This window comes from Streptomyces sp. CA-288835 (genome assembly GCF_050936385.1).
In the GTDB taxonomy this organism is placed as follows: domain Bacteria; phylum Actinomycetota; class Actinomycetes; order Streptomycetales; family Streptomycetaceae; genus Streptomyces.
Genome location: NZ_JBNJMW010000001.1, coordinates 2,193,844 through 2,220,654 on the forward strand (window position 1 = coordinate 2,193,844; position 26,811 = coordinate 2,220,654).

The 26,811-nt window shown below is 69.6% G+C and carries 22 protein-coding genes, 2 pseudogenes and 1 riboswitch; of the genes and pseudogenes, 12 read left to right on the forward strand and 12 right to left on the reverse strand.

Annotation, left to right across the window (positions count from 1 at the left end; all coding sequences use genetic code 11):
• Positions 1-28: 28 nt before the first annotated feature.
• The 6 genes and pseudogenes from ACQEVY_RS09915 to ACQEVY_RS09940 all read left to right on the forward strand — a co-directional run bounded on the left by ACQEVY_RS09915 (position 29) and on the right by ACQEVY_RS09940 (position 7,265).
• Entirely contained in the window at positions 29-2,902 is a 2,874-nt protein-coding gene (locus ACQEVY_RS09915) for a glycoside hydrolase family 2 TIM barrel-domain containing protein (protein WP_432946928.1), read from the forward strand.
• 93 nt (positions 2,903-2,995) lie between these two features.
• Positions 2,996-3,307 (forward strand): annotated as a pseudogene (locus ACQEVY_RS09920) (MFS transporter); the annotation flags it as partial.
• The gene (locus tag ACQEVY_RS09925; protein WP_432946930.1) at positions 3,304-4,383 is read left to right on the forward strand and encodes an ABC transporter ATP-binding protein; all 1,080 of its coding nucleotides are present in this window, start codon (positions 3,304-3,306) and stop codon (positions 4,381-4,383) included. The pseudogene ACQEVY_RS09920 and the gene ACQEVY_RS09925, both read left to right, overlap by 4 nt.
• A 28-nt stretch (positions 4,384-4,411) precedes the next feature.
• Positions 4,412-5,218, forward strand: a complete 807-nt coding sequence (locus ACQEVY_RS09930; protein WP_432955151.1) for an ABC transporter permease — start codon at positions 4,412-4,414, stop codon at positions 5,216-5,218.
• Between the two features lie 20 nt (positions 5,219-5,238).
• On the forward strand, positions 5,239-6,084 hold the full coding sequence (locus ACQEVY_RS09935) for an ABC transporter permease (RefSeq protein ID WP_432955153.1): 846 nt from the start codon (positions 5,239-5,241) through the stop codon (positions 6,082-6,084).
• On the forward strand, positions 6,081-7,265 hold the full coding sequence (locus ACQEVY_RS09940) for an MFS transporter (RefSeq protein ID WP_432946932.1): 1,185 nt from the start codon (positions 6,081-6,083) through the stop codon (positions 7,263-7,265). Before ACQEVY_RS09935 ends, ACQEVY_RS09940 begins: the two co-directional genes overlap by 4 nt.
• A gap of 10 nt (positions 7,266-7,275) precedes the next feature.
• Here ACQEVY_RS09940 and ACQEVY_RS09945 read toward each other — a convergent pair whose 3' ends face one another.
• The 3 genes from ACQEVY_RS09945 to ACQEVY_RS09955 are packed head-to-tail and all read right to left on the reverse strand — an operon-like array spanning position 7,276 to position 9,230.
• Positions 7,276-7,449 (reverse strand): hypothetical protein, encoded by a 174-nt coding sequence (locus ACQEVY_RS09945; protein WP_432946934.1) that lies wholly within the window; start codon positions 7,447-7,449, stop codon positions 7,276-7,278.
• Positions 7,450-7,462: 13 nt separating this feature from the next.
• Positions 7,463-8,107 carry a TetR/AcrR family transcriptional regulator gene (locus tag ACQEVY_RS09950; protein ID WP_432946936.1) on the reverse strand — a complete coding sequence of 215 codons (645 nt, stop codon included), beginning with the start codon at positions 8,105-8,107 and terminating at the stop codon, positions 7,463-7,465.
• A gap of 10 nt (positions 8,108-8,117) precedes the next feature.
• Positions 8,118-9,230 carry an FAD-dependent monooxygenase gene (locus ACQEVY_RS09955; RefSeq protein ID WP_432946938.1) on the reverse strand — a complete coding sequence of 371 codons (1,113 nt, stop codon included), beginning with the start codon at positions 9,228-9,230 and terminating at the stop codon, positions 8,118-8,120.
• Positions 9,231-9,349: 119 nt separating this feature from the next.
• On the opposite strand from ACQEVY_RS09955, the pseudogene ACQEVY_RS09960 reads away from it, so the two are divergent.
• Positions 9,350-10,229, forward strand: a pseudogene (locus ACQEVY_RS09960) (IS5 family transposase).
• Between the two features lie 94 nt (positions 10,230-10,323).
• Here ACQEVY_RS09960 and ACQEVY_RS09965 read toward each other — a convergent pair.
• Together ACQEVY_RS09965 and ACQEVY_RS09970 are read right to left on the reverse strand one after the other, a co-directional pair.
• Entirely contained in the window at positions 10,324-10,572 is a 249-nt protein-coding gene (locus ACQEVY_RS09965; RefSeq protein ID WP_432946940.1) for a hypothetical protein, read from the reverse strand.
• Positions 10,568-10,654: riboswitch (ZMP/ZTP riboswitch) on the reverse strand. It overlaps the preceding gene by 5 nt.
• 235 nt (positions 10,655-10,889) lie before the next feature.
• Positions 10,890-11,789 carry a helix-turn-helix transcriptional regulator gene (locus ACQEVY_RS09970; protein ID WP_432946942.1) on the reverse strand — a complete coding sequence of 300 codons (900 nt, stop codon included), beginning with the start codon at positions 11,787-11,789 and terminating at the stop codon, positions 10,890-10,892.
• A 103-nt stretch (positions 11,790-11,892) separates the two neighbouring features.
• Between ACQEVY_RS09970 and ACQEVY_RS09975 the strand changes: the two genes are divergently transcribed.
• Entirely contained in the window at positions 11,893-13,419 is a 1,527-nt protein-coding gene (locus ACQEVY_RS09975) for an MFS transporter (protein ID WP_432946944.1), read from the forward strand.
• A 73-nt stretch (positions 13,420-13,492) separates the two neighbouring features.
• Here the strand turns inward: ACQEVY_RS09975 and ACQEVY_RS09980 are convergent, their stop codons facing one another.
• The 5 genes from ACQEVY_RS09980 to ACQEVY_RS10000 all read right to left on the reverse strand — a co-directional run bounded on the left by ACQEVY_RS09980 (position 13,493) and on the right by ACQEVY_RS10000 (position 19,356).
• Positions 13,493-14,629, reverse strand: coding sequence for a DUF4037 domain-containing protein (locus ACQEVY_RS09980; RefSeq protein WP_432946946.1), 1,137 nt, complete (start codon positions 14,627-14,629; stop codon positions 13,493-13,495).
• Between the two features lie 56 nt (positions 14,630-14,685).
• The gene (locus ACQEVY_RS09985; protein WP_432946948.1) at positions 14,686-15,954 is read right to left on the reverse strand and encodes an erythromycin esterase family protein; all 1,269 of its coding nucleotides are present in this window, start codon (positions 15,952-15,954) and stop codon (positions 14,686-14,688) included.
• A complete protein-coding gene (locus tag ACQEVY_RS09990; protein ID WP_432946950.1) occupies positions 15,944-16,867 on the reverse strand; it encodes a helix-turn-helix domain-containing protein in 924 nt (307 codons plus the stop codon). Before ACQEVY_RS09990 ends, ACQEVY_RS09985 begins: the two co-directional genes overlap by 11 nt.
• Before the next feature lie 246 nt (positions 16,868-17,113).
• Positions 17,114-17,635, reverse strand: coding sequence for a hypothetical protein (locus ACQEVY_RS09995; RefSeq protein ID WP_432946952.1), 522 nt, complete (start codon positions 17,633-17,635; stop codon positions 17,114-17,116).
• Positions 17,632-19,356: a PHP domain-containing protein gene (locus ACQEVY_RS10000; protein ID WP_432946954.1), complete on the reverse strand. Its 1,725-nt coding sequence runs from the start codon at positions 19,354-19,356 to the stop codon at positions 17,632-17,634. The genes ACQEVY_RS09995 and ACQEVY_RS10000 overlap by 4 nt, the downstream gene beginning before the upstream one ends.
• A 254-nt stretch (positions 19,357-19,610) precedes the next feature.
• On the opposite strand from ACQEVY_RS10000, the gene ACQEVY_RS10005 reads away from it, so the two are divergent.
• Positions 19,611-20,966, forward strand: coding sequence for a jacalin-like lectin (locus tag ACQEVY_RS10005; RefSeq protein WP_432946956.1), 1,356 nt, complete (start codon positions 19,611-19,613; stop codon positions 20,964-20,966).
• Positions 20,967-21,019: 53 nt separating this feature from the next.
• Here ACQEVY_RS10005 and ACQEVY_RS10010 read toward each other — a convergent pair whose 3' ends face one another.
• Positions 21,020-21,970, reverse strand: a complete 951-nt coding sequence (locus ACQEVY_RS10010; protein ID WP_432946958.1) for a phosphotransferase — start codon at positions 21,968-21,970, stop codon at positions 21,020-21,022.
• Positions 21,971-22,096: 126 nt separating this feature from the next.
• Positions 22,097-23,743: a ribosomal protection-like ABC-F family protein gene (gene abc-f / locus ACQEVY_RS10015; RefSeq protein ID WP_432946960.1), complete on the reverse strand. Its 1,647-nt coding sequence runs from the start codon at positions 23,741-23,743 to the stop codon at positions 22,097-22,099.
• 177 nt (positions 23,744-23,920) lie between these two features.
• On the opposite strand from abc-f, the gene ACQEVY_RS10020 reads away from it, so the two are divergent.
• The 3 genes from ACQEVY_RS10020 (at position 23,921) to ACQEVY_RS10030 (ending at position 26,808) form a co-directional block, all read left to right on the forward strand.
• Entirely contained in the window at positions 23,921-24,526 is a 606-nt protein-coding gene (locus ACQEVY_RS10020) for a TetR/AcrR family transcriptional regulator (RefSeq protein WP_432946962.1), read from the forward strand.
• Positions 24,527-24,680: 154 nt separating this feature from the next.
• A complete protein-coding gene (locus tag ACQEVY_RS10025; RefSeq protein WP_432946964.1) occupies positions 24,681-26,066 on the forward strand; it encodes a hypothetical protein in 1,386 nt (461 codons plus the stop codon).
• A 16-nt stretch (positions 26,067-26,082) separates the two neighbouring features.
• Positions 26,083-26,808: a hypothetical protein gene (locus ACQEVY_RS10030; protein WP_432946966.1), complete on the forward strand. Its 726-nt coding sequence runs from the start codon at positions 26,083-26,085 to the stop codon at positions 26,806-26,808.
• Positions 26,809-26,811 lie beyond the last annotated feature (3 nt).

Consider the following 26,811-nt stretch of genomic DNA (forward strand, 5'->3'; position numbering starts at 1 on the left):
ACCGGAGTCGATTCTGCTTAGGAGACCGATGTCTTTCCGCACCACCACGGCCATCGACTACGTCGAGGACGTCTCGCCCGGGAGCGGGGCCCTGCCGCCGCGCGCCTGGTACGCGTCCTCCGATGCCGCCTCCCTTTCGCTGAACGGGAGTTGGCGCTTCCGGCTGTCGGCCACCGCCGACGCCGAGGACGACTCCTTCGCGGCGGACGGCTACGACGCCGGCAACTGGGCCGAGGTGCGGGTCCCCGGTCACTGGGTCCTGCAAGGCCACGGCTCGCCCATCTACACCAACCACCTCTACCCCTTCCCGGTCGACCCGCCGCGCGTGCCGACCGAGAACCCGACCGGTGACCACCTGCGCATCTTCGACCTGCCCGACGACTGGCCCGCCCTGACAGAGGGCGGCTCGGTACTGCGCTTCGACGGGGTGGAGTCCTGCGCCCGCCTCTGGCTGAACGGCACCGACATCGGCGAGTTCAAGGGCTCCCGCCTGCCGCACGAGTTCGCGGTCGGCCACCTGCTCAAGCCGGCCGGCAACGTGCTTGCCGTCCGCGTCCATCAGTGGTCGGCGGGCTCGTACCTGGAGGACCAGGACCAGTGGTGGCTGCCGGGCATCTTCCGGGACGTCACCCTGCTGCACCGCCCGGCGGGCAGCGCGCTGGACTTCTTCGTGCACGCCTCCTACGACCACGTGGGCGGTCTGGGGACCCTGCGGGTCGACTCGGATGTCGAGGGCCGGGTCACCGTGCCCGCGCTGGACATCGATGTCGCCACGGGTGAGACGGTGACGGTTCCGGTCGAGGCGTGGACCGCGGAGACGCCGAAGCTGTACGAGGGCGTGCTGGCCACCGAGGGCGAGAAGATCCCGCTGCGGATCGGCTTCCGCACGGTCGTCCTCGAGGACGGCCTGATCAAGGTCAACGGCACGCCGATCCTGTTCAAGGGCGTCAACCGGCACGAGTGGCACCCCGAGCGCGGCCGGGCCCTGGACCTGGAGACGATGCGCGAGGACGTGCTGCTGATGAAGCGGCACAACATCAACGCCGTCCGCACCTCCCACTACCCGCCACACCCGGCCTTTCTGGACCTGTGCGACGAGTACGGGCTGTGGGTCATCGACGAGTGCGACCTGGAGACCCACGGCTTCGTCGAGCAGGCCTGGCGCGACAACCCGGTCGACGACGACCGCTGGACCCCGGCGCTGATCGACCGGGCGTCCCGGATGGTCGAGCGGGACAAGAACCACCCCTCCATCGTCATCTGGTCCCTGGGCAACGAGGCCGGCACCGGGCGCGGCCTGACCGCGATGGCCCAGTGGATCCGCGGCCGGGACACCTCGCGCCTGATCCACTACGAGGGCGACATCAACTGCCGTGACACGGACATGTATTCACGCATGTACGCCTCCCATGCCGAGGTCGAGCAGATCGGCCGCGACCTCGACGGCGGCACCCATAAACGGCGCGGGCTCCCCTTCATCCTGTGCGAGTACGGGCACGCCATGGGCAACGGCCCCGGTGGCATCGCCGACTACCAGCAGATCTTCGAAACGTACGACCGGCTCCAGGGCGGCTTCATCTGGGAGTGGATCGACCACGGCATCAAGGACGCCCGATACGGCTTCGCCTACGGCGGCGACTTCGGGGAGGAACTGCACGACGGCAACTTCGTCTGCGACGGGCTGGTCTTCCCGGACCGCAAGCCCTCACCGGGGCTCATCGAGTTCAAGAAGGTGATCGAGCCGGTCCGTATCGAAGGCGACGGCGCGGACGGCACCGTACGGATCACCAACGGCTACGACTTCGCCGACCTGTCGGCCCTGGCCTTCGAGTGGTCGTACCAGGTCGACGGCAAGACGATCGAGCACGGCTCCCTGAACGTGCCCGCGCTGGCGCCGGGCGAGTCGGCCGAGGCGAAGCTGCCGACACCGCCGTCGGGCGACGGGCGCGGGGCCGAGACGCAGTGGACGGTACGGGCGCTGCTGGCGGAGGACACCGCGTGGGGCAGGAACGACCATGAGGTCGCGTGGACCCAACTGCCGGTCAGCCCAAGGGCGTTGCCGTCTGTCGTGGCAAGTGACAGGCCCAGCGCGAGCGAGCGGCAGATCTACGTCGGCCCGGCGTCCTTCGACGTACGCACCGGTGCGCTGAAGACGATCGGCAGGCTGAACGTCAAGGACCTCCGTCTCGACGTGTGGCGCGCGCCGACCGACAACGACGAAGGCGCCTCCTGGCAGGACGACATCCGCTGGGCCCAGATGTGGCGCAAGTACGGCCTGCACCGCATGCAACACCGCCTGGACGGCGTCGAGTTGGACGACGAGGCGTTGACCGTACGGACCCGGGTGGCGCCTGCCGCCTGGGAGGTGGGCCTGCGCACGGTGTACCGGTGGACGTCCGACGGCAAGCGGCTGAAGCTGACCGTGTCCGTGGCGCCCGAGGGCGACTGGACGGTGCCGCTGCCGAGGCTGGGCATTCGCTTCGGGCTTGCGCAGGCGAGCCAGGTGAAGTGGTTCGGCGGCGGTCCCGGTGAGGCGTACCCGGACACCAAGTCGGCCTCGGCGCTGGGGCTTTGGCACTCCTCGGTGGACGAGCTGCAGACTCCGTACGTGCGTCCGCAGGAGAACGGCGCACGGGCCGACGTCCGTTGGGCGGAACTCGGTGGCCTGCGGATCGAGGGCGACCCGGAGTTCTGGTTCTCGGCCAGGCGCTGGACCAACGAGCAGTTGGACGCGGCCCAGCACCTGACGGACCTGACACCTGGCGACACCGTGTGGGTCAACCTCGACCACGGCCAGCAGGGCATCGGCTCGCAGTCCTGCGGTCCGGGCGCGCTGCCGCAGTACCAACTGCGGGCGGCACCCGCCGAGTTCTCGTTCGTGTTCTCGGACCTTCGTGAGTGACGAGGTCACCTCGACCGCGGCCGGACGGCGGCTCTTCAGCCGTCCGGCCGCGGTCGCGTCGTGCCCGGATCAGCAACAGGGCGCTGCTCTCGGTCCTTGTGCCTGTTGCTGTCGCTCGTAAAAGGAGTGGCGCCGGTGGCGTACGCGGGTGTTGGCTTGTTCATTGCGCCCGTCTTCCCCACCGGCCTCCCCTGGCTGAACCGGGCTCTCCCCCAGGCCAAGCGTGCCGGTGCCTGGGTCATCGCCGCGTCGATGCTCGGCGGAGTGGCAGCGCCGCCACTGCTGGGCATGGGCATCGAGGCCTCCGGCATCCGCGCGGTGCCATGGCTGCTGACAGCGTTGTCGGGGGCCGGTCTCGTCGCAACCGTATGGCTGATCAGGCTGACCAGGAGGTCCGCTGCATGAGCGGCAGCATCGAGGTCCGGGGTCTTTCCCGGACCTTCCACACGACCGTGCGCCGCCCCGGTTTCCTGGGGGCTGTCAGATCGCTCATCAACCCGGAGCGGGTCGCCAAGCACGCCGTCACCGACATCAGCTTCGAGGTGGAGCCCGGCGAACTGCTCGCCCTGCTCGGGCCGAACGGCGCGGGCAAGTCCACCACCATCAAGATGCTCACCGGCATCCTCACGCCGACGTCCGGTGAGGCGCGGGTCGCGGGCGTCGTCCCGTACGAGGAGCGCGAGCGCAACGCCCGTAACATCGGGGCGGTGTTCGGGCAGCGCACCCAGCTGTGGTGGGACCTGCCCGTGCGCGAATCCTTCGCGATCCTGCGCGACATCTATGACGTACCGGCGGACGAACACGCCACGCGATTGCGGGAGTTCGACGAACTGCTCGACCTGTCCTCGTTCTGGGACACCCGTGTACGACACCTCTCGCTCGGCCAGCGCGTGCGCTCCGACCTGGCCGCCGCGCTGCTGCACGACCCGCCGGTGGTGTTCCTCGACGAGCCGACCATCGGCATGGACGTGGTCGTGAAGGAGCAGGTGCGGGAGTTCCTCCGGTACCAGGTGGAGGAGCGTGGGCGGACGGTGCTGCTCACCACGCACGACATGACGGAGGTCGAGCGGCTGGCGGAGCGCGTGGTGCTGATCAACCATGGGCGGCTTGTCCTGGACGGCACGTTGGACGAGATCCGCCGGAAGTTCGGCTGGACCTGGCAGGTGCGGGCCACGCTCGCCGATGCGCACGCCGTCGTCGAGCCGTGGCCTGGGATCGTACTCGTACGGCGGGAGGGTCCTCAGGTGGTGTTCGGCCCGGACGGGCCGGCCGCGCCGACGGTGCACCAGGCGTTGAAGCAGGTCATCGAGCGGTACGAGGTGACCGATATCGCCCTGGACGAGGCCGAGTTGGAGGATGTGATGCGGGCGGCGTACGCCCAGGCGGGCGACGACCTGGCCGCGGACATGGCGGCCGAGGTGGCTGGTGACATGGCTGGTGACGTGGCAGCCCAGACACCGGCTCAGACGCAGGGAGGCTGACCCCGTGGCGACGCCCTCCGTGCTCTCCATGCCCTCCGCCCTGCGCGCCTGGCGGGCCGCCCGGGTCACCCCGCTCGGCGAGCTGCACACCCCGCCCCGTATGACCGCCGCCCTGGTGCGTCTGGCCGTCCAGGTGGTGCTGGTCGCCTCGCTGTGGCGCGGCCTGTACGCGGCGACCGGCACGACGGCGGGACTCGATCGCGAGCAGGCCGTCACGTATGCCGTACTCGCCGTACTGGCCACGCGCGTACGGGAGTTGGACCAGTACTCGGGCCGCGACACGGTGCTGCAGCACATGCACTTCGGCACCATCGTGTACTGGTATCTGCGCCCGCTGCCGCCTCAGCGCTACTACGCACTGCGGGCCCTCGGCGAGCAGATCTACGGCTTCGCGTGGGCCATCGTCGGTTACGCGGTGTGCGTGGCCGCCGGAGTCGTCCAGCCGCCCAAGTCGGCTGCCGTGGCTGGGGTGTTCATGGTGAGCCTGCTGCTGGGCCAGTGGGTTCTGTACTACATCATGCTCGCCATCGACCAACTGTGCTTCTTCACGCTCCGCAACGGCGCCGCGATGCTGATCCTGATCTTCGCGCAGAACCTGCTGGCCGGGGTGTACGCGCCGCTGTGGTTCTTCCCCGATTGGTTCATCACGCTCAGCGGCTTCCTGCCGTTCCAGGCGACGTTGAGCGTGCCGCTGTCGCTGTACGTGGGTCGGATCGAACTGTCGGACGCCGGGGCGCAGTTGGCGATCCAGGCCGCTTGGGTGGTGGTCCTCGCGCTGCTCACCCGGCTGGTGTGGCGGCGGGCCGCCCGACGCGTGATCTCCCAGGGAGGCTGACCGTGTCCTCGCAGAAGACCATGCCGTCGACGGAGTCCGTGTCCTCGCCGAAGCCCTGGTTCTCGCTGAAGCCCTGGCGGACCGTCTGGCGGATCACGAAGCTCAACTTCCGTTCGCAGCTGGAGTATCGCTCCGAGTTCCTGATGATGATCGCGATCGGTGCGATCTGGCAGGTGTCGGTGATCGTCTTCGCGACGGTGCTGCTGACCCGGTTCGCCGGGATGGGCGGCTGGGAGAGCGCGGACGTACTGCTGATCGCGGCGATCCGGATGCTGGCCCACGGCCTGTTCGTGCTCTTCCTCGGCCGGGTGCACGGTCTGAGCCGCCACATCCAGGAGGGGGTGATCGACACGTACCTAGTCCGCCCGATGCCGGTCTACCGCCAGCTCCAGCTCCAGTACTTCCCCACGAACGCGATCGGCGACCTGACGGTGGCGGGCGGCCTGATGGTGGGCGCGCTGACCCGCAGCGAACTGGACTGGACGGCCGGCCGGATCACGTACCTCATCATCTGCGTACTAGGCGGAATGCTCCTGGAGGCTGCCCTCTTCACGGTGGTGGCCTGCGCCGCCCTCCGCTTCCCGGCCGCCGACTACTGGAGCCGCTGGCTGGAGGAACTGCTCGGCACCTTCGGCAGCTATCCGCTGAACGTGCTGCCGAAGGCGGTGGGCGGCTTCCTGACGTTCGCGCTCCCGCTGGCGTTCGTGGCGTACTTCCCGGCGGCCGTACTGACCGGGCACGGCCACGACACCGGTGTGCCGTACTGGCTGGCGGCGGCTTCGCCGCTGCTGGGGGCGATGGCGTACCTGGGCACGAGGTTGCTGTGGAGGTGGAGTCTGCGGCACTACACGGGGGTGAACGGATGAGGACGGCCACGACGTCATCGCCCTCGTCCCCGTCCCCGTCCTCCTCCGACGTACGGGCCCGGCTCTCGGTCTGCCTGGTCTTCGTGATCCTGGGTGCCACCCAGGGCGGCTGGATGGCGCGCATCCCGGCGATCCGGGGTGCGGTCGGCGTGGATGTGTCCGAGTGGGGGCTGTTGAGCAGTACGTCCGCCGCCGGGGACCTCGTCGCGATCGTACTGATCACCGCGCTGATCGGGCGGGTGAGCACCCGCCTGCTGGGCCTCTCGGCAGCCGCTCTCATCCTGCTCAACGCGCCGCTGCTGGCGGGGGCGTCGACCGTCCCCGCCCTGGTGACCGGGCTGACTCTCTGGGGTGTCGCGGCAATGTTCCTGGCCACGCCCGTGAACGCGCTGGCGGTCGCAGTGGAACGCCGCTACGGCAGGCCCCTGCTGTCGAGCTTCCACGCCACCTACAGCTGCGGGGTACTGGCCGGCGGCGCCCTCGGCACGCTCGCCGCGGCCACCGGGGTGTCGCCGGGCGTACAGATGGCGGTGAGCAGCGGTCTCCTCGGGACGCTGCTGGTCGTGTCCGCCGGCTGGCTGCCGGACGAGGAGATCCGCAAGGAACGCCGCCGGTCCGTACGACAGCGCTTCACTCCCCAGCTGATCCTGCTCGCCTCCGTCGCGTTCCTGGCGTCCTTCGTCGAGGGCGCGGCGTCCCAGTGGAGCTCGGTCTACACAGCCGACTACCTGGGCGAGGGTTCGGCGCTCGGTGCGGCGACGTACACGTGCTTCTCCGTGGCGATCCTGGTGCAACGCCTGCTGGGTGACCGCTTCGTGGCCCGCCTCGGCCAACGCGCGTTCGTACGGCTCTCGTTGCTGACGGTCGCCGTGGGTACGGCCCTCATCGTCGCCCACCCCAGCCTGCCGCTCGCTCTGGCCGGCTTCACCGTCGTAGGACTGGGCATCGCCTGCGTCCTCCCGGCGGCGATCGCCCTGGCCGGCCGCCAGCCCGGAGTCCCGCCCGGCGAGGGCGTCTCAGTCATCACCATCGGCCAGTGGCCCGGCTTCCTCCTCGCCGGCCCAGCCGTGGGCCTCCTCGCGGGCGCGGCCGATCTCCGACTGGCACTGGTGACGCTGATCGTGTCGGCGCTGGGGGCGGCGGTGCTGGCGGGGTGGGTACGGGAAGCGAAGCAGGCCTAGGGTCTGCCTCTCAGAGCGGCAGATTCCGCCAGTCCTCCAGGGCGCCCCTCGCGAGCGCCTCGACCTGCTTCTCGCCCTCGGCCCTGGCCACATCCCGGAGACAGGCGCAATCGGCCAGGTCGGCACCCCCGAGCAGGCACACACAGATACCCGCGATCTGTAGTCCGCGTGCCGCGATGGCCACCTGCTCCGGCGCGTCAAGCCTCTTCGGCGTCGAGCTCGCCGTTGGCCGGGGCACCACGGGCGGCAGTGGCGCGGACACCGGCAAGTACGAGCGAGGTGACCTGGTGTGCGTCGGCTCGGGTAAACACGCGAGCTCCGCGACTGACGAACAGCTGGACGGGTCCGGCGAGCATCGCACCGAGCAGGGAGAGGTCGATCGCGGGCAGCTCGCCGCGCTCGACCGCAACCTGCAGGCGATCTCGCAAGGTCGCCAGCCGCCGGTCGAACACCTCATCGACGACGGCCCTCAGCTCGGGACTCTCCCGAGCTGAGGCCACCACGTTCAGCATCGCCCGGCCCTGCGGGCTTGCCGTGGCGGCGGCGAGAGCTTCGAGGAAGTCGACCAGGTCGGCGTGGAGATCGCCCGAGTCGTGCAGGGGTGCGACGTCGGCGCCGAAGGTGGCAATCGCGTCGGCGACCAACGTGGTGCGGTCGGGCCAATTGCGGTAGACGCTGGTCCTGTTGACCTCGGCGAGCTCGGCGACCTGCTCGTAGCGCAAGCCACCGACGCCGTCACGAGCGATCAGCTCGGCGGCGGCCTCAAGAATCCGGCGCCGCACCCGGGCGGTGCGCCCACCCGGGCGGCGTGCCGGTTCTCGTACCGGTCCGTTCTCAAGCACGGTCGGCAGCCTACAGCGGCTGCGCCGAGCGCAGCCGGGCGTTGCGCGCCTCGATGGCCTCCCACGTGGCGGGGAGCACGATGTCGGCCCCGACGGACGCGAACTCCTGGGCTGCCGAAGCGTGCGGGCGCTGGCGCTCCTCGTAGGCGCGGAAGGCCGCCTCGAGGTCACCGCCGTGACGTTCGAGCTCCTCGGTGAGCGTCCACGCCCCGAGCAGGGCCAGCGAGGTGCCACGCCCGGCCATCGACGTCGCGCAGTGCGCGGCGTCCCCGATCAGCACGACCCGCCCCTGGTGCCAGGTCGGCATGTGGATCTGGGCGATCGCATCGAAGTAGAGCTCGGGGTCGCCCTGGGCGGTCCTGACCAGCTCGGGGACCTTCCAGTCCTCGACGCCGGCGAAAGCCTCAGCCAGGATGCGCTTCTGCGCGTTCAGATCGTGGTAGTCGTAGTCGATCGGCTCCGACCGGAACTCGAAGAGCGCCAGAGCCTTGTCGCGGTAGCGGGCCACACCGGCCATTCGCCCCGGCACGTTGAGGACCTCCGTCGTGCGGTTGCCGGGCGTCGCCTGCTCGGGCGCATCCCCGATCGCGACATACATCCCGAGGTGCTCGGTGAACTCCTCCTCCGGGCCGAACACCAGCCGACGCACTCCCGAGTGCACCCCGTCCGCGCCGACGACCATGTCGTAGGTGGCCTCGCGGCCGGAGGCGAAGGTGACCGTGACCCGGTCCCCGTCGTCGACCAGCGACACGATGAAGTCCTCGAAGCGCAGGTCGACCTGCTCGGGCAGGGCCCGGCCCAGGATGTTCATCAGGTCTTCCCGGGGGATCTCGATGTCCTCGGGGGACTCGTCGACCTCCTCCCGGATCAACGGGGCGACGGCCGCGCCGGATTGGTCAACGAACTTCGTCTCCTCAGTCATCGTGATCCGGTGGTCATGCACCGCGTTGAGAATGCCCATGCTGCGCGCGGTCTCGATCGCCACGCCGCGCACGTCGATGGGCGAGCCGTTGACGCGCAGGTGGTTCGCCCGCTCGACGATCTCAACCTCGTGCCCGACACGCGCCAGGTCGATACCCACACTCAATCCGGCCACTCCTGCCCCACTGGCCAGGATCCGCATAGCCGCTCCTTCGTTCGCTCCGAGGGCCCAGAAAGCCACTATAGCAACATACTGTTGCTTTTAAGTTCCCCCGGTATGTCAGTTCTGCGGTGCTAGGGTCCGTCTTCAAAGATCACCGGATGGTGGATCATGGTGGGGTGATACGCCACCATGAACTCACCGGTCAGGACTGGGAGTTACTCGCTCCACTCATACCGCAGGCCGCGACGGGTCGGCCGCGTGTGGAGGATCGGCAGGTCGTCAACGGGATGGTCTACAAGATTCGGACCGGGATCTCCTGGCGTGACCTGCCGGCTCGCTACGGACCGTGGAAGACGGTCTATACCCGCTTCGCCGCTATGCGCTGGACGGTGTGTTCACCCGGGCCCTCCAGCAGATCCAGGCCCACGCGGACGCGGCCGGCGACATCGGCTGGCTCGTCCAGATCGACTCCACCATCGTCCGCGCCCACCAGCATGCTGCCGCCACCGGCCGAAAAGGGGGATCCATCGGCCGGACGAACCAGACGATCACGCCCTCAGCCGATCCCGAGGAGGCCTGACCACCAAAATCCATCTCGCCTGCGACGGCAAGGGACGCCCGCTCGCGATCCTGCTGACACCCGGCCAACGCCACGACAGCATCTGCGCGCGTCCTCTCCTGGAACGCATCCGGGTCCCACGGACCGGCCCTGGGCGGCCCCGTTCCAAACCCGCCCAGGTCATCGCCGACAAGGCCTACAGCTCCCGAGGATTCCGCGCCTACCTGCGCAAACGCGGCATCGCCTGCACCATCCCGGAGAAAGCCGACCATCAGCGGCACCGGCACAACCGCGGCCGTCCCGGCGGGCGGCCACCGGCATTCGACCGTCACATCTATCGGCGTCGCAACGTAGTTGAGCGGTGCTTCAACCGCCTCAAGGGCTTCCGCGGCATCGCCACCAGATACGACAAGACCGCCACCTCCTACGAGGCAGCGGTCAGTCTCGCGTCATTCCTACTCTGGGCAAGATCAGTTTGAAGACGGACCCTAGTAGAGACCCGTGACCTCCGTTTGTCGCGCTGGGACGACCGCAAGTGAACTTCTGCCTATGGCCGCCATGCCGGAGGGGAGGTCAGTCCGGCTGGCAAGGGCACTCCGCAAGGGGGATGCGGTCAATCGGTGCGGGGCCAGTCGCGCCGCTGAAGTCGAGTGTGCCGCCGGAAATCTTCGCCTGGGAGAAGACGACCTCGCCACCGGAGAACTTCGCCCTGGTGAAATTGACGTAGCCGCCGCAGAACTTCGCCCCGTGGAAGTTGACCCTGCCGCCGGAAAACAGGGCGCCGGCTCCAGCGATGGCCGCCTCCCAGGCGTAGTTGACCACTCGCCCAGGCGCACGGCATCGACCGATTCGTCAGACCGCTCCCCTGTGGTGCTCCACCTCAGCGCCAGTCACGGCCCACGTCGCACTGTAGTGGAGGTGAACGGCCCGGAAATGACGAAGCTCCCGCTCGACCACCATGACTACCGGGAGCTCGTCACCGCCCTCGAGCCAACTCGACCTCCCCGCCGGACGTGGCAGTTCACCTGAACCCCCTTTAGATGAGGCGGCAACTGAAGCTAGCTGTTGTAGGACAGGACGTTATTGACGATCCCTCCGGGGCGTCGGGCCACCGTTGCCATGAGGACCATAGGCGGCAGTTATCGGTCCGGATGCCGGGACGGCTCGGAGAGGGCGACCTCAGGTTCCTGCTCAGCGGCGGCTTGGCTATGCAACAGTCGCAGCGCGTCCGCCGAGGCGCTGTCGTTAGGTGTATAGACCTCGAGCCGGTGGTCCGGGCTGTCGGGCTGGAGCCACACCTGGTAGTCGACGTCGACCCCTCCGACGGTGGGGTGTTGCAGGCGCATGGTGCCCACGGTGCAGTCCGCGACGTCGCCTTTGGCCCACAGCTTGGCGAAGTCGCCGCTGCGCATGGCGAGTTCGCCGATCAGTTCGGCCAACCGGGCGTCGGCGGAATACCTGCCCGCGGTCAGCCGCAGGTAAGCGACATGGATTCGGGCGAGTTCATCCCAGTTCCGGTGCAGGTTGCGGGTGAGGGAGTTGAGAAAGAACATCCGAGGGATGGACGGGCGTCGCGCGAGATCGTGAGGTGCGTCGAAGTCGACGTGTTCTGCGACGAGGGCATGTCCGGTGCGATTCCAGGCCAGCACGTCACCGCGGCGGCCGAGCACGACGGCCGGCATCGTCTCACCCAGGGACGCCAGGAGCGCCAGTACTCGTGGGTGCGGCCTTTCAGGTCGGGGACGGACCAGGCGTGATGTGGTGGGCTGACGGGCGAGGTTGTGCAGATGGGCGCTCTCGGCCGAATCGAGCTGGAGCACGCCTGCGAGCGCATCGAGGACCTGTTGGGAGGCCGTACCGGCCTGGCCCTGCTCCAGCCGTGTGTAGTAGCCGACGCTCACCCCGGCGAGCTGGGCGAGCTCCTCGCGGCGCAGGCCCGGCACGCGGCGGGCGGTGCCGTACGTGCGCAGTCCGACGTCGGCAGGCGTGACCCGGTCGCGGCGGGTCTTGAGATAGGCCCCGAGGCTCTCCAGCTCCATGACTGCGAGCGTAGGCACCACAGCTCCTGCCTGGGTGCCCCTGTGAGGTGTACCCACGACGCGGGGATGGTTGCCGAGCGGACGACACCGCACCGTCAAAAGCATGAATGAACGGCGTGTTTCTCACTCACCCGGTCCGCGGGAGTGGCTCGGTCTGCTGGTTGTGCTGGGACCGGTACTGCTTGTGGCGATGGACGGTTCGGTCCTGTTCCTGGCCATGCCCAAGGTCTCCGAGGCGCTGTCGCCGACCGCTGATCAGGCGCTGTGGGTCCTGGACGTCTACGGATTCGCCGTCGGGTCCCTGCTCATCGCGTTCGGCAACATCGGCGACCGGTACGGCCGACTGAAGCTGTTGATGACCGGCGCGGCGGTGTTCGGCGCGGCCTCGGCGGGAGCGGCGTTCGCCCCCGGGCCGGAGCTGCTGATCGCCTTCCGGGCTCTGATGGGCGTGGCCGGTGCCACACTGCTGCCGTCGGCGCTGGCGGTACTCAGCGAACTGTTCACCGACCCACGCCTGCGGGCGAAAGCGATCGGCATCTTCGCAGCCACCTTTGCCGCCGGTTTCGCGATCGGCCCGGTCGTCGGCGGACAACTGCTGAACAGCTTCTGGTGGGGATCGGTCTTCCTGATCAATCTCCCCGTCGTCGTGCTGTTCCTCGTCCTGGCCCCCATCGTGCTCCGCGAGGTACGTGCCACCCGGACCGGCCGCGTCGACGCTCTAAGCGTTCTGCTCTCCGCTGCGGGCATCCTGCTGACCGTCTACGCGATCAAGCACGCTGCCGCGGAGGGGCTGACCGCGACCCCGATGGCCACAGGGATCGTCGGCGTCGTCACCCTGTGGTGGTTCGTCCGGCGGCAACTCCACCTTGAACACCCGCTGATCGACTTCCGCCTCTTCCGCGACCCGGTGTTCACGATCGCGGTCATCACCGGACTACTGCCTCTCGCCGCTTGGTCGGCAGTGGCCTACCTGGGCGGCATCTACCTGCAGTCCGTCCTCGGACTGGCCGTCCTGGATGCGGCTCTCGTCGCGCTCCCCGGAGCCGCCGCACTCACCGTCACCTGCATCGTCACACCGGCACTCGTCGCACGTATCGGCACCCGGGCAGCGCTCATCACCTGCCATTTCTTCATCGCCGCAGGGCTGCTCCTGCTGCTGGCCACCGGCATCTCCAGCGGCATCGGCTGGTACGTGGCATCCGCCGTCATCGCCGGTATCGGCTACGGCATCTCCTTCAGCGTCGTCGCCGACACCGCCATCGCCGCGGTTCCCGCAGAGCGCGCCGGGTCCGCGGCAGCAATCGCCGAGACCAGCAACGAGATCGGCAACGCCCTCGGCATCGCACTCCTCGGCTCGCTGGCCACCCTGATCTTCCGGCTCCAGGGCCCGAACCTCGCCGGCACCCTCAACGAGACATTGCAGATCCCTGGCGTCAGGGCCGCGGTGACCGGCGACGCGAAGACCGCCTTCGTCACAGGTCTGCACTCCGCTGCCGTCATCGCAGGCATCCTTCACGCCGCACTCGGCGTCTTCGCACTGCGCCACCTGCCAAGGGCCTTCACGAGCACCGACGATGCCTATCGGGAGCACCTGGCCCAGGACACCGTCGAAGAAAGCAGCGCTCGATGACCGTGCCAACTCCCCGCTCAACATCGAGGGCCGACGACAACTCGTCGAGCGATGCCGGAGTGGCCTCGTACAGCTAACCCTCGCTGTCCAAGGGGCCTGTGTGATACCAGCCACGGGATGGGCCGGAGAGGAAGTCAGTGCTGTCCGCCCACTGATCCACGCTGCCGATCAGGGGGCGGGAACGCAGCTCCGGGTCGGTGACCGTGTCGCTCAGGGTCTGTGCGAAGCGTTCGGCGTGGAGGACCAGGAAGGGGCGGCTGTGGTAGCGGCGGCGGGTGGGGTCGATCGGGGCGGTGAGGTCGGAGGCGTTGTGGAGGGTGGCTACCTTCTCGTACGCGTCGCAGAGGTGCCGTTCTCGGTCCGTGTACTGCGTCGCCGCAAGCGCACCGCGCAGGGACGGGGTGAGGTCGGCGGCCATCGGCAGGCGGGCGAAGGTGCTGCCTAGCCATTTGCTGTACGGGGCGTACGTCCGCGACAGAAGCAGGCACAGCCGCATCAGGTCGCGGACCAGGCGCCCGGCGACCACCGCCGAGCCGAGGTCGTCCCCGACCTCCGCGCAGCGGCCGACGAACGCCTCCTCCTGCGAGAGCCGTTGCCACTGGCAGGCCAGCAGGTGGCGCCACACCTGGTCGGGATACCAGGCGAGGCGCCGCCGTACGGCGTCCAGCGTGCCGAGTCCGTCGTGGAAGACGGCGCCCGCAGTCACCTCGAGGAGCCGCTGCTGGGGTATGGAAAGCCAGTCCTGCGCGGTCAGTTCGGGCGTGGCGAGCGCGTCCACGCCGAGCTGCGCCACAAGCCACGGCCCGAGCCCGTCCACGGACACCCGGTGGTCGACGGGCCCGTCGACCAGCTCCATGTGGCCCGACACCGGGTCCAGCGCATCGTCGTCCCAACGGCGGAAGTGCGTAGGCCAGCCGCGCACCTTCTTGGGCAGACGCTCGGCCAGCAGCCGGTGGATGCGCTGGCCATGCTCGGCCACGTCCTCGTCCAACAGAAACAGGTTCAGCCGCGGCCCCCACTCATGGTCCGCCGATCTCGCCGTGTCGAAGCCCAGCACCTCGGAACCCGAGCCGATCCGCGCGGCCGTGTACCGCAGCCCCGGGTACGCCTCGGCGAGGATCGGCCGCACGGCCTCCTCGTACAAGCTCCGGGAGAGTTCAAGGCCGGGCAGGAACGCGGCGCCGGGTGGAGTGGGAGCTGGTGTCGGCATGCGGTCACTCTGCCGGGGCCGGGCTTCCGCCCACCACCGGATTACGTGCGGCCTGGTCACCTGCGAAGAGGCTCGGAGGCCGTCGAGGCCGCGACGTAGGCCAATCCGTCGTACTCGTCGGCCAGGGAGACGGGGCTCAGGTTTAAGCGATAGGTCCAGCGCGGTACCACGGCGCCGAAGCTCCGCATGACGTGACAGCCGTTGAGCCATTCCCGTACGGCAGTCGGTGCGTCAGCTGCGCTGCGGAGGTCGACGAGATGGTTGCCGGGGTTGGCTGTGGCGAGCCGGACTTCTACGGCGTCGGGGCGGGCCCCGCGACCGATCCGGTTGGTGACGACGGCACCGGCGCGGGGACAAGACCTGCGACCACCGGGCCAGGGGCCGGGCCACATCCGGCGGGCGCGAAAGGAGCCGCTTCCAAACAGCAGGCCGAGCGCGTAGTAGGCGTCGCCGTGCCGTGTGTGAAGGTGTTGTCCCAGTGCCGGTACCCCTCCGCCGTAACGACTTTTGGTGATGTGTCCGTTGTGTGCCCAGAGGGCGACTTTGGCGGACGGATCATCTAGGAGTTCCCCGACAGCCTCGGCCATGTACAAGTCGCGTGCGGCGAAGACGGTCTGTTCCGGGTCCGTGTGCTGCCTGGTGCGTGTCACCAGGTCGGCGGCCTGCGCCAGGATCCGTGCGTGCCGGAGCACGTCGGCTGCTTCGGGGGCGCGTTCGCGGAGAAGCTCCAGCAGTTCCTCGGCGTCATGCACCAGGCGCCGCTGAGGATCGGGGTGCGATCCCGGATTCGCCTTGTCGAGCACACGGAGCGTGGAGAGCAGTCCGGCCACGCGGTCCGGTGCCTCGTTGAGCGGGAAGTTGTGCAGGAAGGAGTCGATTACCGCCAGGGAGCTGCCGCACTTCTGCGGGTCGATGCCTACGAAACGTACCTTCTGGCCTTCTGTCCGCCCCCGGTTGTAGTCGCGCATCCACTCGATCATCTCGAGCACCTCATGGGTCCGCCAGGTCCAGAACCCCAGCCCGGCAAGCACACTCGCCGCATCGCCGACGCCTTGGCGGACATAGGCGTCGACAGCTGGGCCGGCCGACGCGCTGGCCTCCATGGCCAGGACCGAGAATCCCAGCTCGGTCACCAGGTACTCCAGAAGGCGGTGCTTGAGCTGGAAGAACTCGCGGGTCCCGTGGGTGGCCTCCCCCAAGCCCACGATCCGCACGCCGTCGAGGACGTCCTTCAGCGGCTGGAGATCACTGGTGGGCCCGCCTGCGGTCAGGCCGCTCAGCGGTAGAGCGGTGCGGGCCAGCCAGCCCGTGACCTCATCGGACACGACTTTGGCCGGCCGCTTCGCGTATCTCGCGTGCCGTCTGGCCGTAGCGTGCCTTGAGGGCGCGTCCGAGATGTTGTGGATCGTGGATGCCCCAGCGGGCGGCCACCGCGGCCGCCGTACGCCCTGCGTGTGCCGGGTCGAGGAGATCACGGCGGATGCGGTCGAGGCGTTCGTTACGCAGCCATGCGGCGAAGGAGGCACCTGTGCGCCGGAAGAGACGGTGCAGGTGGCGGGCCGAGATGCCGTGCGCGGCGGCGACGGAGTCGACGCAGAGGGACGGGTCCGCGATGTTCGCCAGTGCGTAGACGCGGATGCGGTCGACCAGGTCGGTGGCCGTGTCCACCTGCCCGGGCGCGCGGTCCGCGAACGCGGCGATCAGCAGGGAGACGAGCGCGTCGCCGAGGTGGCCGTCGGCCGGTCCTGCCAGCTCGTCCAGATGACGGCCCAGGCCGGAGAGGAAGGCGGCGAGAACCGACTGGTTACCGCCGTCGGCCGGCAGACGCTGCGCGGTACGACGGGTGATGGCGTCGGCATGGCTTCCGAGCGCGGTGCGCGGAACGCCGACAGCGAGGACGTCGCATCGTTCGGAGACGGCGAGCCGGTACGGCCGCGTCATGTCGAAGACGGTCAAGTCGCCGATGTGGACCGGCGAGTGGTTACGTCCCTGGGTGGCGACCGCGGCCCCCGACCGGTGCCACGTCACCTTCAGCAGCTCGGGGTCCGAGGACGTGATCGCGCGGAGCGGACGCGACACGACATGCGCGGAGCCGCGAATCCGGGCAACGGCTCCGATGTCCGCTCGGAACGCGTCGGTGCCCGGCGCCGCCACCGTGAGCGGCGCGAGGATCGCGGAGGCGGCGGTCTGTAACTCGTCGACGGTGGCGTGATGTACGTGGAGAGCACCGCTGTGCATGCGTCGTTCCCTCGTCGTCGTGAGGCCCGGTTGGAATGGGGAGGCCAAGTTCCTGACATTCAAGGGGAATTGTGCGGTTCCGTGGCACGAATCGGCGACAGTCGGGGCGCGATGTGGAGGGTCGCAGTGAAGCATTCTGCGTAGCGTGCTTCGCGGGGGAGCACTGTCGGCCGGGACCCCTCGGCCCCGGCCGACCGTACCCCGGCCGGCCCATGCCCCGACCGCCCCCGTAACGATGACCACGCCTCAGTGATCCGCGCAGCACGGCGTAGGGTCCGGTACCTCGAACGGGACCAGGACCCCGCCCGCGGCCGGCATCGCGGTCAGGACCAGCTCTCCGTCCCGCCATTCCGGACGTATGTGGTCCCTCGTCACGATCCGCTGCTCCGGCGCGGGTTCGCCAGATCCACCCAGTACCGCGACCCGGTCGATCGCCGAGCCCGCCACCAGCTCCGCGACCGTCACCGTCCCGGTCAGCCCCGCGACCCCGGGGTACACCACGGCACGGCCCGCCGCATCAGGGACGCCGACCGTCACCTCGTACCCCTTGTCCATCAACAGCCGTGAAACCTCCGCCGGCGCCCCCGTGAACGACAGCACAACCCGCGGCCGTTCCCCCCGCACCAGATGCGTGCAGCCGAACACGCCCTCGGGGAGGGCGAGTTCGGCGACCAGCGACTGGAGCAGGTGGTCCGCCTCGCGTAGCGTCGTCGCCTCGGTGTCGATCCAGAAGGCCTCGCCAGGCTGCCGCTGCCCCTGCGTCGTCACGACGGCAGGACCCACACGGGGTTCGAGTAGAACCACAGGTCCATCCACGGGTCCGCGTCGCCGACGACGTCGATCGCCGGGCCCGCCGGGTCAACCGCCTTGCCCATGAGGCCCGTTGCCGAACGGTTGCCGTCAGTCCCGCGCAGACGGACGTACAGCGGCCGGTCCACGCGGCCGAGTTCGTACGTCAGCTTTACCCTGCCGGAGGACTTTCCGACCTCGTACGACTTGACGACCTTGGCGGTCGGGGCGGTGAAGGTGTCCTTGTCCTTCGCCGCTCCCGTGACGTCGCCCTGGATGACGTCGACTCGGGCCAACTCGGGGACGTAGCCTGCCCAGTTGGGGCCGCCCGCGAGAGCGACCTCGACCGTCAGCGTGACGCGCGTGCCCTTCCTGACCTGCAGCGCGCCGCCGAGCGTGGCCCAACGGCTGCCGCCCGCCAGCCGTACGTCCAGGCCGCTGATGAGCTGGCCGTGGTCGACCCAGACGCGGCCGGCGCGGATGCCGTCCATGACGGCGGCGTAGGTGAAACCGTCGGCGCCGACGTGGGTGCGGCTGTACTGGCCGGGCCAGTAGTCGCCTTCGGTGAGGTCGATCTTGCCGCTGTAGACGGGGTCGGTGTGCTTGCCGTTGGCGGTGTAGTCGCTGTCGGGGCCGCCGCGCTTGGCGGTGTCCGTGTAGACGTTGTGGGAGTCGGAGTTGGCGGTGATCCACCAGGGCTTGCCCTCGGCGAGGAGGCTGTCCCACAGGCCGCCGACGGTGGAGGTCATCCAGTCGAAGCCGCCCCAGGTGCGGTAGCTCTCCAGCGGGTAACCGGCGAAGGAGTTGGCGCCGGGGCTGCCGTCGTACAGTCCGCGGGCGCGGCCCATGCCGACGGACTTCTCGATGCCGGCGGCCTGGTGGCCGGGCGCGCCTTCCATGCCGACCGCGATCTGGTGGCGCCGGGACGTGGCGTCGCGCCAGGCGCGTATCTCGTGCGGGGAGTCGATGCCCTTGCGCGCCGGGTGGTTGGCGAGCATCAGGATGTCCTTGACCTTGCGGCGCTGGACCTGCTCCGCAAGGAAGTTGAGGCCGGCGATGGCGAGGGCCTCGTTGGCGGGCGTGGAGTCCGTCGCCTTCTTCACGCCGCCGTCGTAGTCGGTCTCGAACTGCTTGAGTACGGAGACCTCGTTCTTGCCGGGGTGGACGAAGACGGTGCCGTGTTCGGCGGCGGGGATGTTCCACTCCAGGCCCTGGAAGACGAGGGTGTCCTCGTACGCGTCGCGGGCCTCGCGGATGTCCGGATTGACCTTCTCGACACCGATCTTGGCGTGCGTCTCGTTGCCGTGGTCGGTGATGACCATCCAGTCCAGGCCGTGCTTGGCGCCCTGGCGGACCTGGTCCACGACGCGGTACTTGCCGTCGTTGCTGTATTGGGTGTGGATGTGGTGGTCGCCGGCCAGCCAGAGGAAGCCCTTGCGCTTCCGGCCGCTGGAGGCGGCCGGAGCGGAATCGGTCACCTGCGCGGCGGCCGTCCCGCCGAGCACTCCGGCCGCCGTGAGGCCCGCGCCGAGCAAGCCCGCGCGCCGCAGCATGGAGCGGCGCGAGTGCTGCTCGGGGGTCAGGGCCTCGTCGGGTACGGAGGTGTCGAAGGCGGCCGGGAGTTCGGACCCTTGGTGGTCGTGCTCGTGGTGGTGATGCCCATGTCCATGCGCGTGACCGTGCCCGTGCCCGTGACCCATGTCGGCCTGCCTTCTGTGCCTTCTTCGCCTTCGCGCTGTCGGTATGACCGCGCGGGTGCGAGACTCTGCGCGAAACATGAACAATGCTCAACCACACCGTGATTCGCAGGTGACTTGGTCGCATCAACTCGTTCCACGTTTCACAATTTTCACAGCGTTCTCCCAACGGCCCCTGTACAGCAGCCGAGTTGACCTCGAACCTGAGCACCGTTCAGCTCCCACTTCCGTTCCTCCGTCCCCAGGAGACACCCCCCATGAAGAGGCTCATCGGAACGTTTGTGGCGGGCGCGCTGACCCTGACCGGTCTCGCCACCACCGCCACGGCAAGCGCTCCCGCCGCGTCCACGGGATCCGCGGCGGCGGCCGCCGCCCCCTCGTCGGGCACCTTCAACGTCCTCGCGTACAACGTCGCGGGCCTCCCGGAGGGCCTGAGTTCCGGCAAGCCGGCGAAGAACACCCCGCTGATCTCCCCGCGACTCGGGGCGTACGACATCGTCAACGTGCAGGAGGACTTCAACTACCACGCGGCGCTGTACGCAGGCGACAACCACCCGCACCGCACCGCGACCAGCGGCGGCGTCCCGTTCGGCGACGGCCTCAACACCCTCTCGGACTACTGGTTCGACGACTTCCAGCGGGTGAAGTGGAACAAGTGCACCGGCACCAACTGCCTGACCCCGAAGGGCTTTTCACTGGCCCGGGTCCGGCTCGCTGAGGGCGTCTTCGTCGACCTGTACAACGTGCACACGAACGCAGACTCCGACGACGCCGCCCTCGCGGCCCGCCGCGCTAACATCAGCCAGCTCTCCGACTTCATCAAGGCGAACTCGGCGGGCAACGCGGTGATCGTCATGGGCGACACCAACACCCGCTACACGCGCGCGGGCGACAACATCCGCACGCTCGTGAACGAGAACGGCCTCAGCGACCCCTGGGTCGACCTGATCCGCGGCGGCAACGCCCCCGCGCAGGGCAGCGAAGCGCTCGTGTGCCCGGAGAAGGAGCCGACGAACGACTGCGAGGTGGTTGACAAGATCCTCTACCGCGGCAGCGACCTGGTGGACCTCGACGCCACCCGCTACAACAACGACTGGTCCAAGTTCCTGGACGAGGCCGGCGGCAACCTCTCCGACCACTTCCCGCACACGGTCGACTTCTCCTGGAAACTGCCTTCGAACCTCCGCGCCAGCGACACCTTCGGCGGCCCGCACGGCACCGCCTTCAACGACGCGGACGACCTCCCGGCCACGCCCGCACCGCGCACACTCACCCTGCGCGGCGCCTCCCGCCTGGACGGCGTATCCCTGACCCACGACGGCGCTACGGCGTCCCTCACCCACGGCGGTACGGGCGGCACGGCCACGTCCCTCAACCTGGCCGCCGACGAGCACCTCACCTCGGTGAAGCTCACCAGCGGCCAGAGGAACGGCCACACGCGCATCTTCTCGGCGGCCTTCACCACGGACAATTCCCGTACGGTGTCGGCCGGTTCACCCACCTCGAACACCGTGACGTACACGGCCCCGGCAGGCTGGCAGATCGTCGGCTTCACGGGCCGCGCGGGCACGGAGATCGACAAGCTGGGGGTGCTGTACGCGCCGATCCGCTGAGGTGAAACGCCGTCAGGTCAATGGCGGGACGGCCGACCGCGAGGTCGTCCCGCTCAACGGAGGATGTCACCGGCGAACGGCGTTGTCTGCCAGTGGTCGACGGAGGGCTTCAAGTACTCGATCAGCACAGGCAGTTGGGGCACCAGCGTGAGGGAGGCGATGACCCGCAGCATTCCCACGGCGTTCACGAAGCTCAGGACTTCCTCGTTCAACGGCCTCATGCCGTTGCGCCGCGCACCGCGGTTGTAGGCGGATTCGAGGTCGGGCCCGAGGGCGGCCAGGTCCCACTCGACGGGGCCCAGTGTGACCAGCTCGAAGTCGGCGTAGAGGTCCCCGTCCGTCCCGAAGAAGATGTTCGCGGGTGGGGAGTCGCCGTGGATGGGCTGGAGGTCGATTCCCGGGAACCGTGTCTCGAAGGCCGTGCGTGAGCGCACGAGAGGTTCCAGGATCTGCCACTCGCGGCGTGCGCGGTCCAGATCGGCCGGACCGATGAGGTCGGGGCGCTCTTCGAGCAGAGCGAGGCTTTCGGCGATGAACTGCGGTTCGGCCGAGGACAGATACGACAGCCTGCCCGGGTATGGGCGCATCGCGGCGTGCAGGTCGGCGGTGCTTTCCGAGTTCGCCACGTAGTCGGGCTCTTTGTCCCGGTCCTCCTCGACGAACTGCCAGAACGTCATCGAGAACCCGTCGCGCTGAACGGGTTCCCTCGGCACGAGAGGACTGGGAGGGATCACGGGGGTTCCCTGGTCGGCGAGCCACCGCGTCACGTCCAGTTCCGTCCGCTGGCGGTGCGTCAGGGAATCGAGGCTCGAGGAGCGCGGCAGGACCGTGGGAATCCTGGCCACGACCGGTGAGGGCGCGAGGTGGACGACGACGGAGAAAACGTCGTGGAGTACCGAGGCATCAGTCACGGTGAGTCCGAGATCGCGCCCCGCTCCGACTGCCGCGTCGACTGCCGCGGAGGTGCGGCGGGCGGCCTCCTGTGGTGTCACGAAATCGGTCATGGCTCAGTCGTTCCAATCGTTCCAGGTGAATCTCTGACGGATGGACAGGTTGAGGCGTTAAGCCCCCGCCGCAGCGCTTGCCGCAGGTCCTGCCGGGCCAGGGTCGCGGCCCGGCAGGGTCGACAGTCAGCGTCTGCGGCCGCCGCACAGCTCCAGTCGCTGTCCTGGGAACCGCTCGCGGAAGCCGCGGTCGTGCGAGACCGCGACCACCGCGCCCGGGTAGGCCGCGAGTGCCCCCTCCAGGTCCTCGACCAGGTCGAGCGCGACGTGGTTCGTGGGCTCGTCGAGTACGAGAAGGTCCGCGGGCCGGGTCACCAGGCTCGCGATCTGCAACCGCCGCTGCTGCCCCGCTGACAGCGCCGCGACCGGGACGTGCAGGTCCTCCTCGCGGAACAGGCCCAGTGCCAGCAGCTGTTCGGTGTACTCCTCCGGCAGCCCCGGCCGTCCGGCCGCGAAGGCGGCGAGAAGCGGGAGCCGGGTGGAGCGCGCGGGCAGCTCCTGTGCCAGGTACCCGATCCGGGCGGAGCGGCGTACCGTGCCCGCGTCCGGCTCCAGATCGCCCGCCAGGACGCGCAGTAGCGTCGTCTTGCCCGCCCCGTTCTCGCCCGTGACCAACAGCCGCTGCCCGGGCGCGATCGTCAGCGGCCTGTCCAGACGCAGCCGCTCGCCGACCGCCACGCCGTCGAGCTCGACGAGCGGGCGGTCGGCAGGATGCTCTCCGTCCGCCGAGGACAGGGCCGCCGTGAACCTCAGCGGTTCCGGCGGTGCCGCCACCGGGTTGCGCCGCAGGTGGGCCAGCCGCTCCCGGACCGCCCGCACCTGCCCGCCGAGCTTCGCCTCGTGCGAGCGGCGGTGCTTGCCGAAGCCCTGCCGCGGGTCCTTGCCGGTGGTGGCCAGCTGCCTCCCGGCGGCCTCGAGCAACTCCTCGGTACGGGTCACCTCCTCGAGCCAGTCCGCGTACTCCTGCTCCGCGCGGCGGCGGGCGGCGGCCTTCGCAGCGCGGTAGCCGGCCCAGCCGTCGCCGTACCGGTACACCGTGCGCGCGTCCCGGTCGACCTCGAGGATCGTGGTGGCGATGCGCTCCAGGAAGCCGCGGTCGTGGGTGACCGCGACAACGGTGCCGCGGTGCGCGCGCAGATGCTCCTCGAGCCAGTGGACGGCCGATGCGTCGAGGTGGTTCGTCGGCTCGTCGAGGAGCAGCAGCTCGGGAACGGCGGCCAGCACGCAGGCGAGCGCGAGACGCGACTGCTCGCCGCCGGAGAGCGAGCCGAGCACGCGGTCGCGGGTGATCCCGGCGAGCCCGAGCCCGTGCATGGCGGCGTCGACGCGGGCATCCGCCTCGTAACCGCCGCGTTCCTCGTACGCGATCAACAGCTCGCCGTACGCGGCGAGTTCGTCCTCCGACGCCTCGCCGAGGCGTTCCTCCGCCGCGCGCAGCCGGCGCTCCATGTCGCGCAGTTCGGTGAGGGCGAGATCGACGGCGTCCTGCACGGTGGAGCCCGGGTCGAGGTCGAGGGTCTGGGCGAGGTGGCCGGTGCCGCCAGGAAAGTGGACGGTGATCTCCCCGGCGTCCAGCACCTCTGCCGCGGCCAGCAGCCGTAGCAGAGTGGACTTGCCGGAGCCGTTCTCGCCGATGACGGCGGCCTTCTCGCCCGGGCGGACGGTGAAGGTGACCTGGTCGAGGACGGTCCGGGTGCCGTACGACTTGGTGACGTTCTTGACGGACAGCTGTGCCACGGCAGCGGGCACGGCAGTATGGGCGCGTTCGCGCATAGGACTTTCCCTGAGGATGCGAGATGTCTACGGGCAGCAGAAACGGCGGTATGGGCCGTGCCCGGACTCAGAGAAAGCAGAAGAAAGCCATGCGCTCATGGTAGCAAGACGATGCGTATCGTCTCAACTCATGTAGCTCACGAAGTCTGTGATCCATACCTCAGGAGGTAACCGCCCATGGCCCGTGCCGGGCTCACAACCGCCCGCGTGGTCGAGGCCGCCGCCGTGCTCGCGGACGCGGTCGGGTTCGAGAACGTCACCGTCACCGCGCTGGCGCGGCGGTTCGGCGTGAAGGACGCCAGTCTGTACTCGCACGTCAAGAACGTACGGGAGCTGCACACGCGGCTCGCGTTGCTGGCCGGCGGCGAGATGATCGGCCGGATCGAGCTCGCCGTGGCCGGGCGGGCCGGCAAGGACGCGCTGGTCGCGTTCGCCGACGCCTACCGGGAGTACGCGCTGGAGCACCCCGGACGGTACGCGGCCACGCAGATCCGGGTCGACCCGGCCGTGGCCGCCGAGTCCGAGGTACTGCGCCGGACCGCCGAGGTGACGTACGGAATGCTGCGCGGCTACGGGCTGTCGGAGCCCGATCTCACGGACGCCGTACGGCTGTTGCGCAGCACCTTCCACGGTTACTGCAGCCTCGAGGCCGGCGGCGGCTTCAGCGCCCCACGCGACGTACAGGCGTCCTGGGAGCGGGCCCTGGACGCCCTGCACGTACTCCTGGAGCACTGGCCCAAGGAGGACCAAAGGGAGAACCAGGTGGAGAGGAAGTCTTCCTGAGGCCACCGGGTATCACCCGGGTATCACCGATGCGTACCGATGCGTCACCGATGGAGAGGCTGCCTCCGGTCCCAACACCAGGCGTCCCTCTGACCACTTAGACTGGAAGCTTCGCCATGACCCACATGTGCCGCCCCTGGGGAGGGAGCGCGCCTTGACGCAACAGCAGCTGGGACGGGGGCCGTTGAGAACGGATCCCGAGCCGCCCGTGCCGCACGGTCCCCGGCCACCCCGTTTCGTACGGTGGCTGGGCGGCTTCGGCTGCGCGGCCGCCGGTTACGCCGTGTTCCAGGCGCTGTTCGGCCTGTTGCCGGACAGCATCGAGGGGCAGGCCGCGCGGTATGCGATCGCGGGGGTCGCCGGACTCGGTACGGCGCTGTCGGCCTGGCTGGCGGCGGAGCTGCTGCGGGCGCGGTCGGAGCGCAACGCGCCTGCGGGGAACGGACAGTTCACCGCGGGATCAGCGTCGCTGTCCGGGCCGGGGCCCCTCCCCCAGCTGTTCTCGTCGGCGTACGACACGCTCACCGGGCAGCTCTGCGTCGTCGACGATCCGGAGTGCGGGCGGCTCACCGGCTGGCCCCACTCGCTCGGCGAGAGCGCGGGCCGGCCGACGCCGGTCGGTACGGCGTACGGGCTGCACATCGCGCTCGATCTCGGCGTCCCGGACGGGCGGCTGAGCACGGGCGACCTGGTCGAGACGCTGTGGCGGCTGCGCCTGCCGGACGGCGGCTGGTCGGCGCGCTCGCAGGGGACGGTGGCCCGGCCCGAGGTGACCGCGCTGGTACTCGGCGCCATGGCACGGGCCGGTGTGGACCCGGACCGGGTGGCCGCCGAGGTGGCGCGCTGCGAGTCCGGCTTCACTCTCGAACTCGACCGTGCAGGGCGCGAGTTGACGCATGTCGTGACGACCGTGCTGCGCGGCCTGCTGCGCGCCGCACCCCGCTCGGACATACTGCCGCTGCTCCGGGAGGCCCTCGTCGACGGCGCCATCACGGACCCGCGCCGCCGGCACCGCCGCTGCTGGAGCTACCGCCTGGCGCCCCGGCACGGCCCGCCCTCCGCCCTGCACACCTCGCAGGCCGTGGTCGCCCTGGACCGCGCGGCCCGTGTCCTGGGCGAGAGCGCCAACGCCCGCGCCGCCCGCGAGGACGGCATCCGCTGGCTGCTGGCCTGCCCGGACGCCCCGCACCACGAGTGCCTCGACCTGACCAGCCTCCGCGAGGAGGTGCGACGCCCGCGCCCCGACGACCCGTCCCGCCACGAGGTCCTGAACGTACGACACTTCACCGCCTCCTGGGTCGTCCGCGCCCTGCTCACCTCGGGCGCCCGCGACATCGCGCGCGAGGACGGCATGGAGGCGGAGTGGCGTGAGCGGCTGGACGGCGCGGCCACCGCCGTGTGGGCGGCGCAGACGGACGGCATCTGGACCTGGCCCCGCGAGGACACCACCAGTGAGCTGCGCCGTCCCATGTGGATGACCTATCAGGGGCTTTCGGCGCTGCGCGCTCATGCCGTATGGATGTACCAGCCGCATGACTGAGTCGGAGGGAGCGTGCATGGGTGGTCGGCAGGTCCAGGCGGCGCGACGGCTGCTGGCCGAGGCACTGGACGGCGAACTGCCTGAGCACGAACGGGTGTTGGCGGCCCGCACCGTCATCGCCGAACTCGGCTCCCCCGACCGGCTGCTGGAGCTGACCGCCGAACTCGCCTCCGGCGAGGGCGATCCGGAGGGCTGCGCCCGGCTCTCGTACCGCCATGTCCTCGGCTTCGACAAGCTCCTCCTCATCGACGGCGGCCCGCACCACATGCTGCGCGCCCACCTGTGGCACGCAGGCCGCGGCGCGGTCGGCAAGGAGGACATCCACAACCACCGTTCCCCGCTTGCCTCGTATGTCGTACGCGGGCGCCTGACGATGGAGTTGTACGCCCCCGTGCCCGACGGCGGAGTCGAGGCGGACCGCTACCAGGAGTCCCTGTCCCCCGACGAGTCCGCCGACTGGCTCCTGGAACCCGCGGGCCCGTCCCGGCTGCACCTGACGCACGTGGCGGAATACGCGGCGGGCAGCACGTACGCCCTCCCCGCCAACACCCTGCACCGCGCCTGGACGGAGACAGCGGAGCCGACGGTGACGCTCTTCCTGGAGACGGGCAGCGGACGGCGCCGCCACACCGATGTGTTCACGGCGGCGGGACCGCATCCGGGCGCGGTGCCGAAGGTGCCGCTGAGGGTGGAGGAGTATCTGAGCGAACTCGCCGCGCTGGCGGAGCTGCTCAGGAGCTGAGCC

Excerpts from the sequence above, each read along its gene's own strand:
- ACQEVY_RS09915 (WP_432946928.1), top strand. The coding sequence starts at position 29 with ATGTCTTTCCGCACCACCACGGCCATCGACTACGTCGAGGACGTCTCG.
- ACQEVY_RS09925 (WP_432946930.1), top strand. The coding sequence starts at position 3,304 with ATGAGCGGCAGCATCGAGGTCCGGGGTCTTTCCCGGACCTTCCACACG.
- ACQEVY_RS09930 (WP_432955151.1), top strand. The coding sequence starts at position 4,412 with ATGCCCTCCGCCCTGCGCGCCTGGCGGGCCGCCCGGGTCACCCCGCTC.
- ACQEVY_RS09935 (WP_432955153.1), top strand. The coding sequence starts at position 5,239 with ATGCCGTCGACGGAGTCCGTGTCCTCGCCGAAGCCCTGGTTCTCGCTG.
- ACQEVY_RS09940 (WP_432946932.1), top strand. The coding sequence starts at position 6,081 with ATGAGGACGGCCACGACGTCATCGCCCTCGTCCCCGTCCCCGTCCTCC.
- ACQEVY_RS09955 (WP_432946938.1), bottom strand. The coding sequence starts at position 9,230 with ATGCGGATCCTGGCCAGTGGGGCAGGAGTGGCCGGATTGAGTGTGGGT.
- ACQEVY_RS09970 (WP_432946942.1), bottom strand. The coding sequence starts at position 11,789 with ATGGAGCTGGAGAGCCTCGGGGCCTATCTCAAGACCCGCCGCGACCGG.
- ACQEVY_RS09975 (WP_432946944.1), top strand. The coding sequence starts at position 11,893 with ATGAATGAACGGCGTGTTTCTCACTCACCCGGTCCGCGGGAGTGGCTC.
- ACQEVY_RS09980 (WP_432946946.1), bottom strand. The coding sequence starts at position 14,629 with ATGCCGACACCAGCTCCCACTCCACCCGGCGCCGCGTTCCTGCCCGGC.
- ACQEVY_RS09990 (WP_432946950.1), bottom strand. The coding sequence starts at position 16,867 with ATGCACAGCGGTGCTCTCCACGTACATCACGCCACCGTCGACGAGTTA.
- ACQEVY_RS10000 (WP_432946954.1), bottom strand. The coding sequence starts at position 19,356 with ATGGGTCACGGGCACGGGCACGGTCACGCGCATGGACATGGGCATCAC.
- ACQEVY_RS10005 (WP_432946956.1), top strand. The coding sequence starts at position 19,611 with ATGAAGAGGCTCATCGGAACGTTTGTGGCGGGCGCGCTGACCCTGACC.
- ACQEVY_RS10010 (WP_432946958.1), bottom strand. The coding sequence starts at position 21,970 with ATGACCGATTTCGTGACACCACAGGAGGCCGCCCGCCGCACCTCCGCG.
- abc-f (WP_432946960.1), bottom strand. The coding sequence starts at position 23,743 with ATGCGCGAACGCGCCCATACTGCCGTGCCCGCTGCCGTGGCACAGCTG.
- ACQEVY_RS10020 (WP_432946962.1), top strand. The coding sequence starts at position 23,921 with ATGGCCCGTGCCGGGCTCACAACCGCCCGCGTGGTCGAGGCCGCCGCC.
- ACQEVY_RS10030 (WP_432946966.1), top strand. The coding sequence starts at position 26,083 with ATGGGTGGTCGGCAGGTCCAGGCGGCGCGACGGCTGCTGGCCGAGGCA.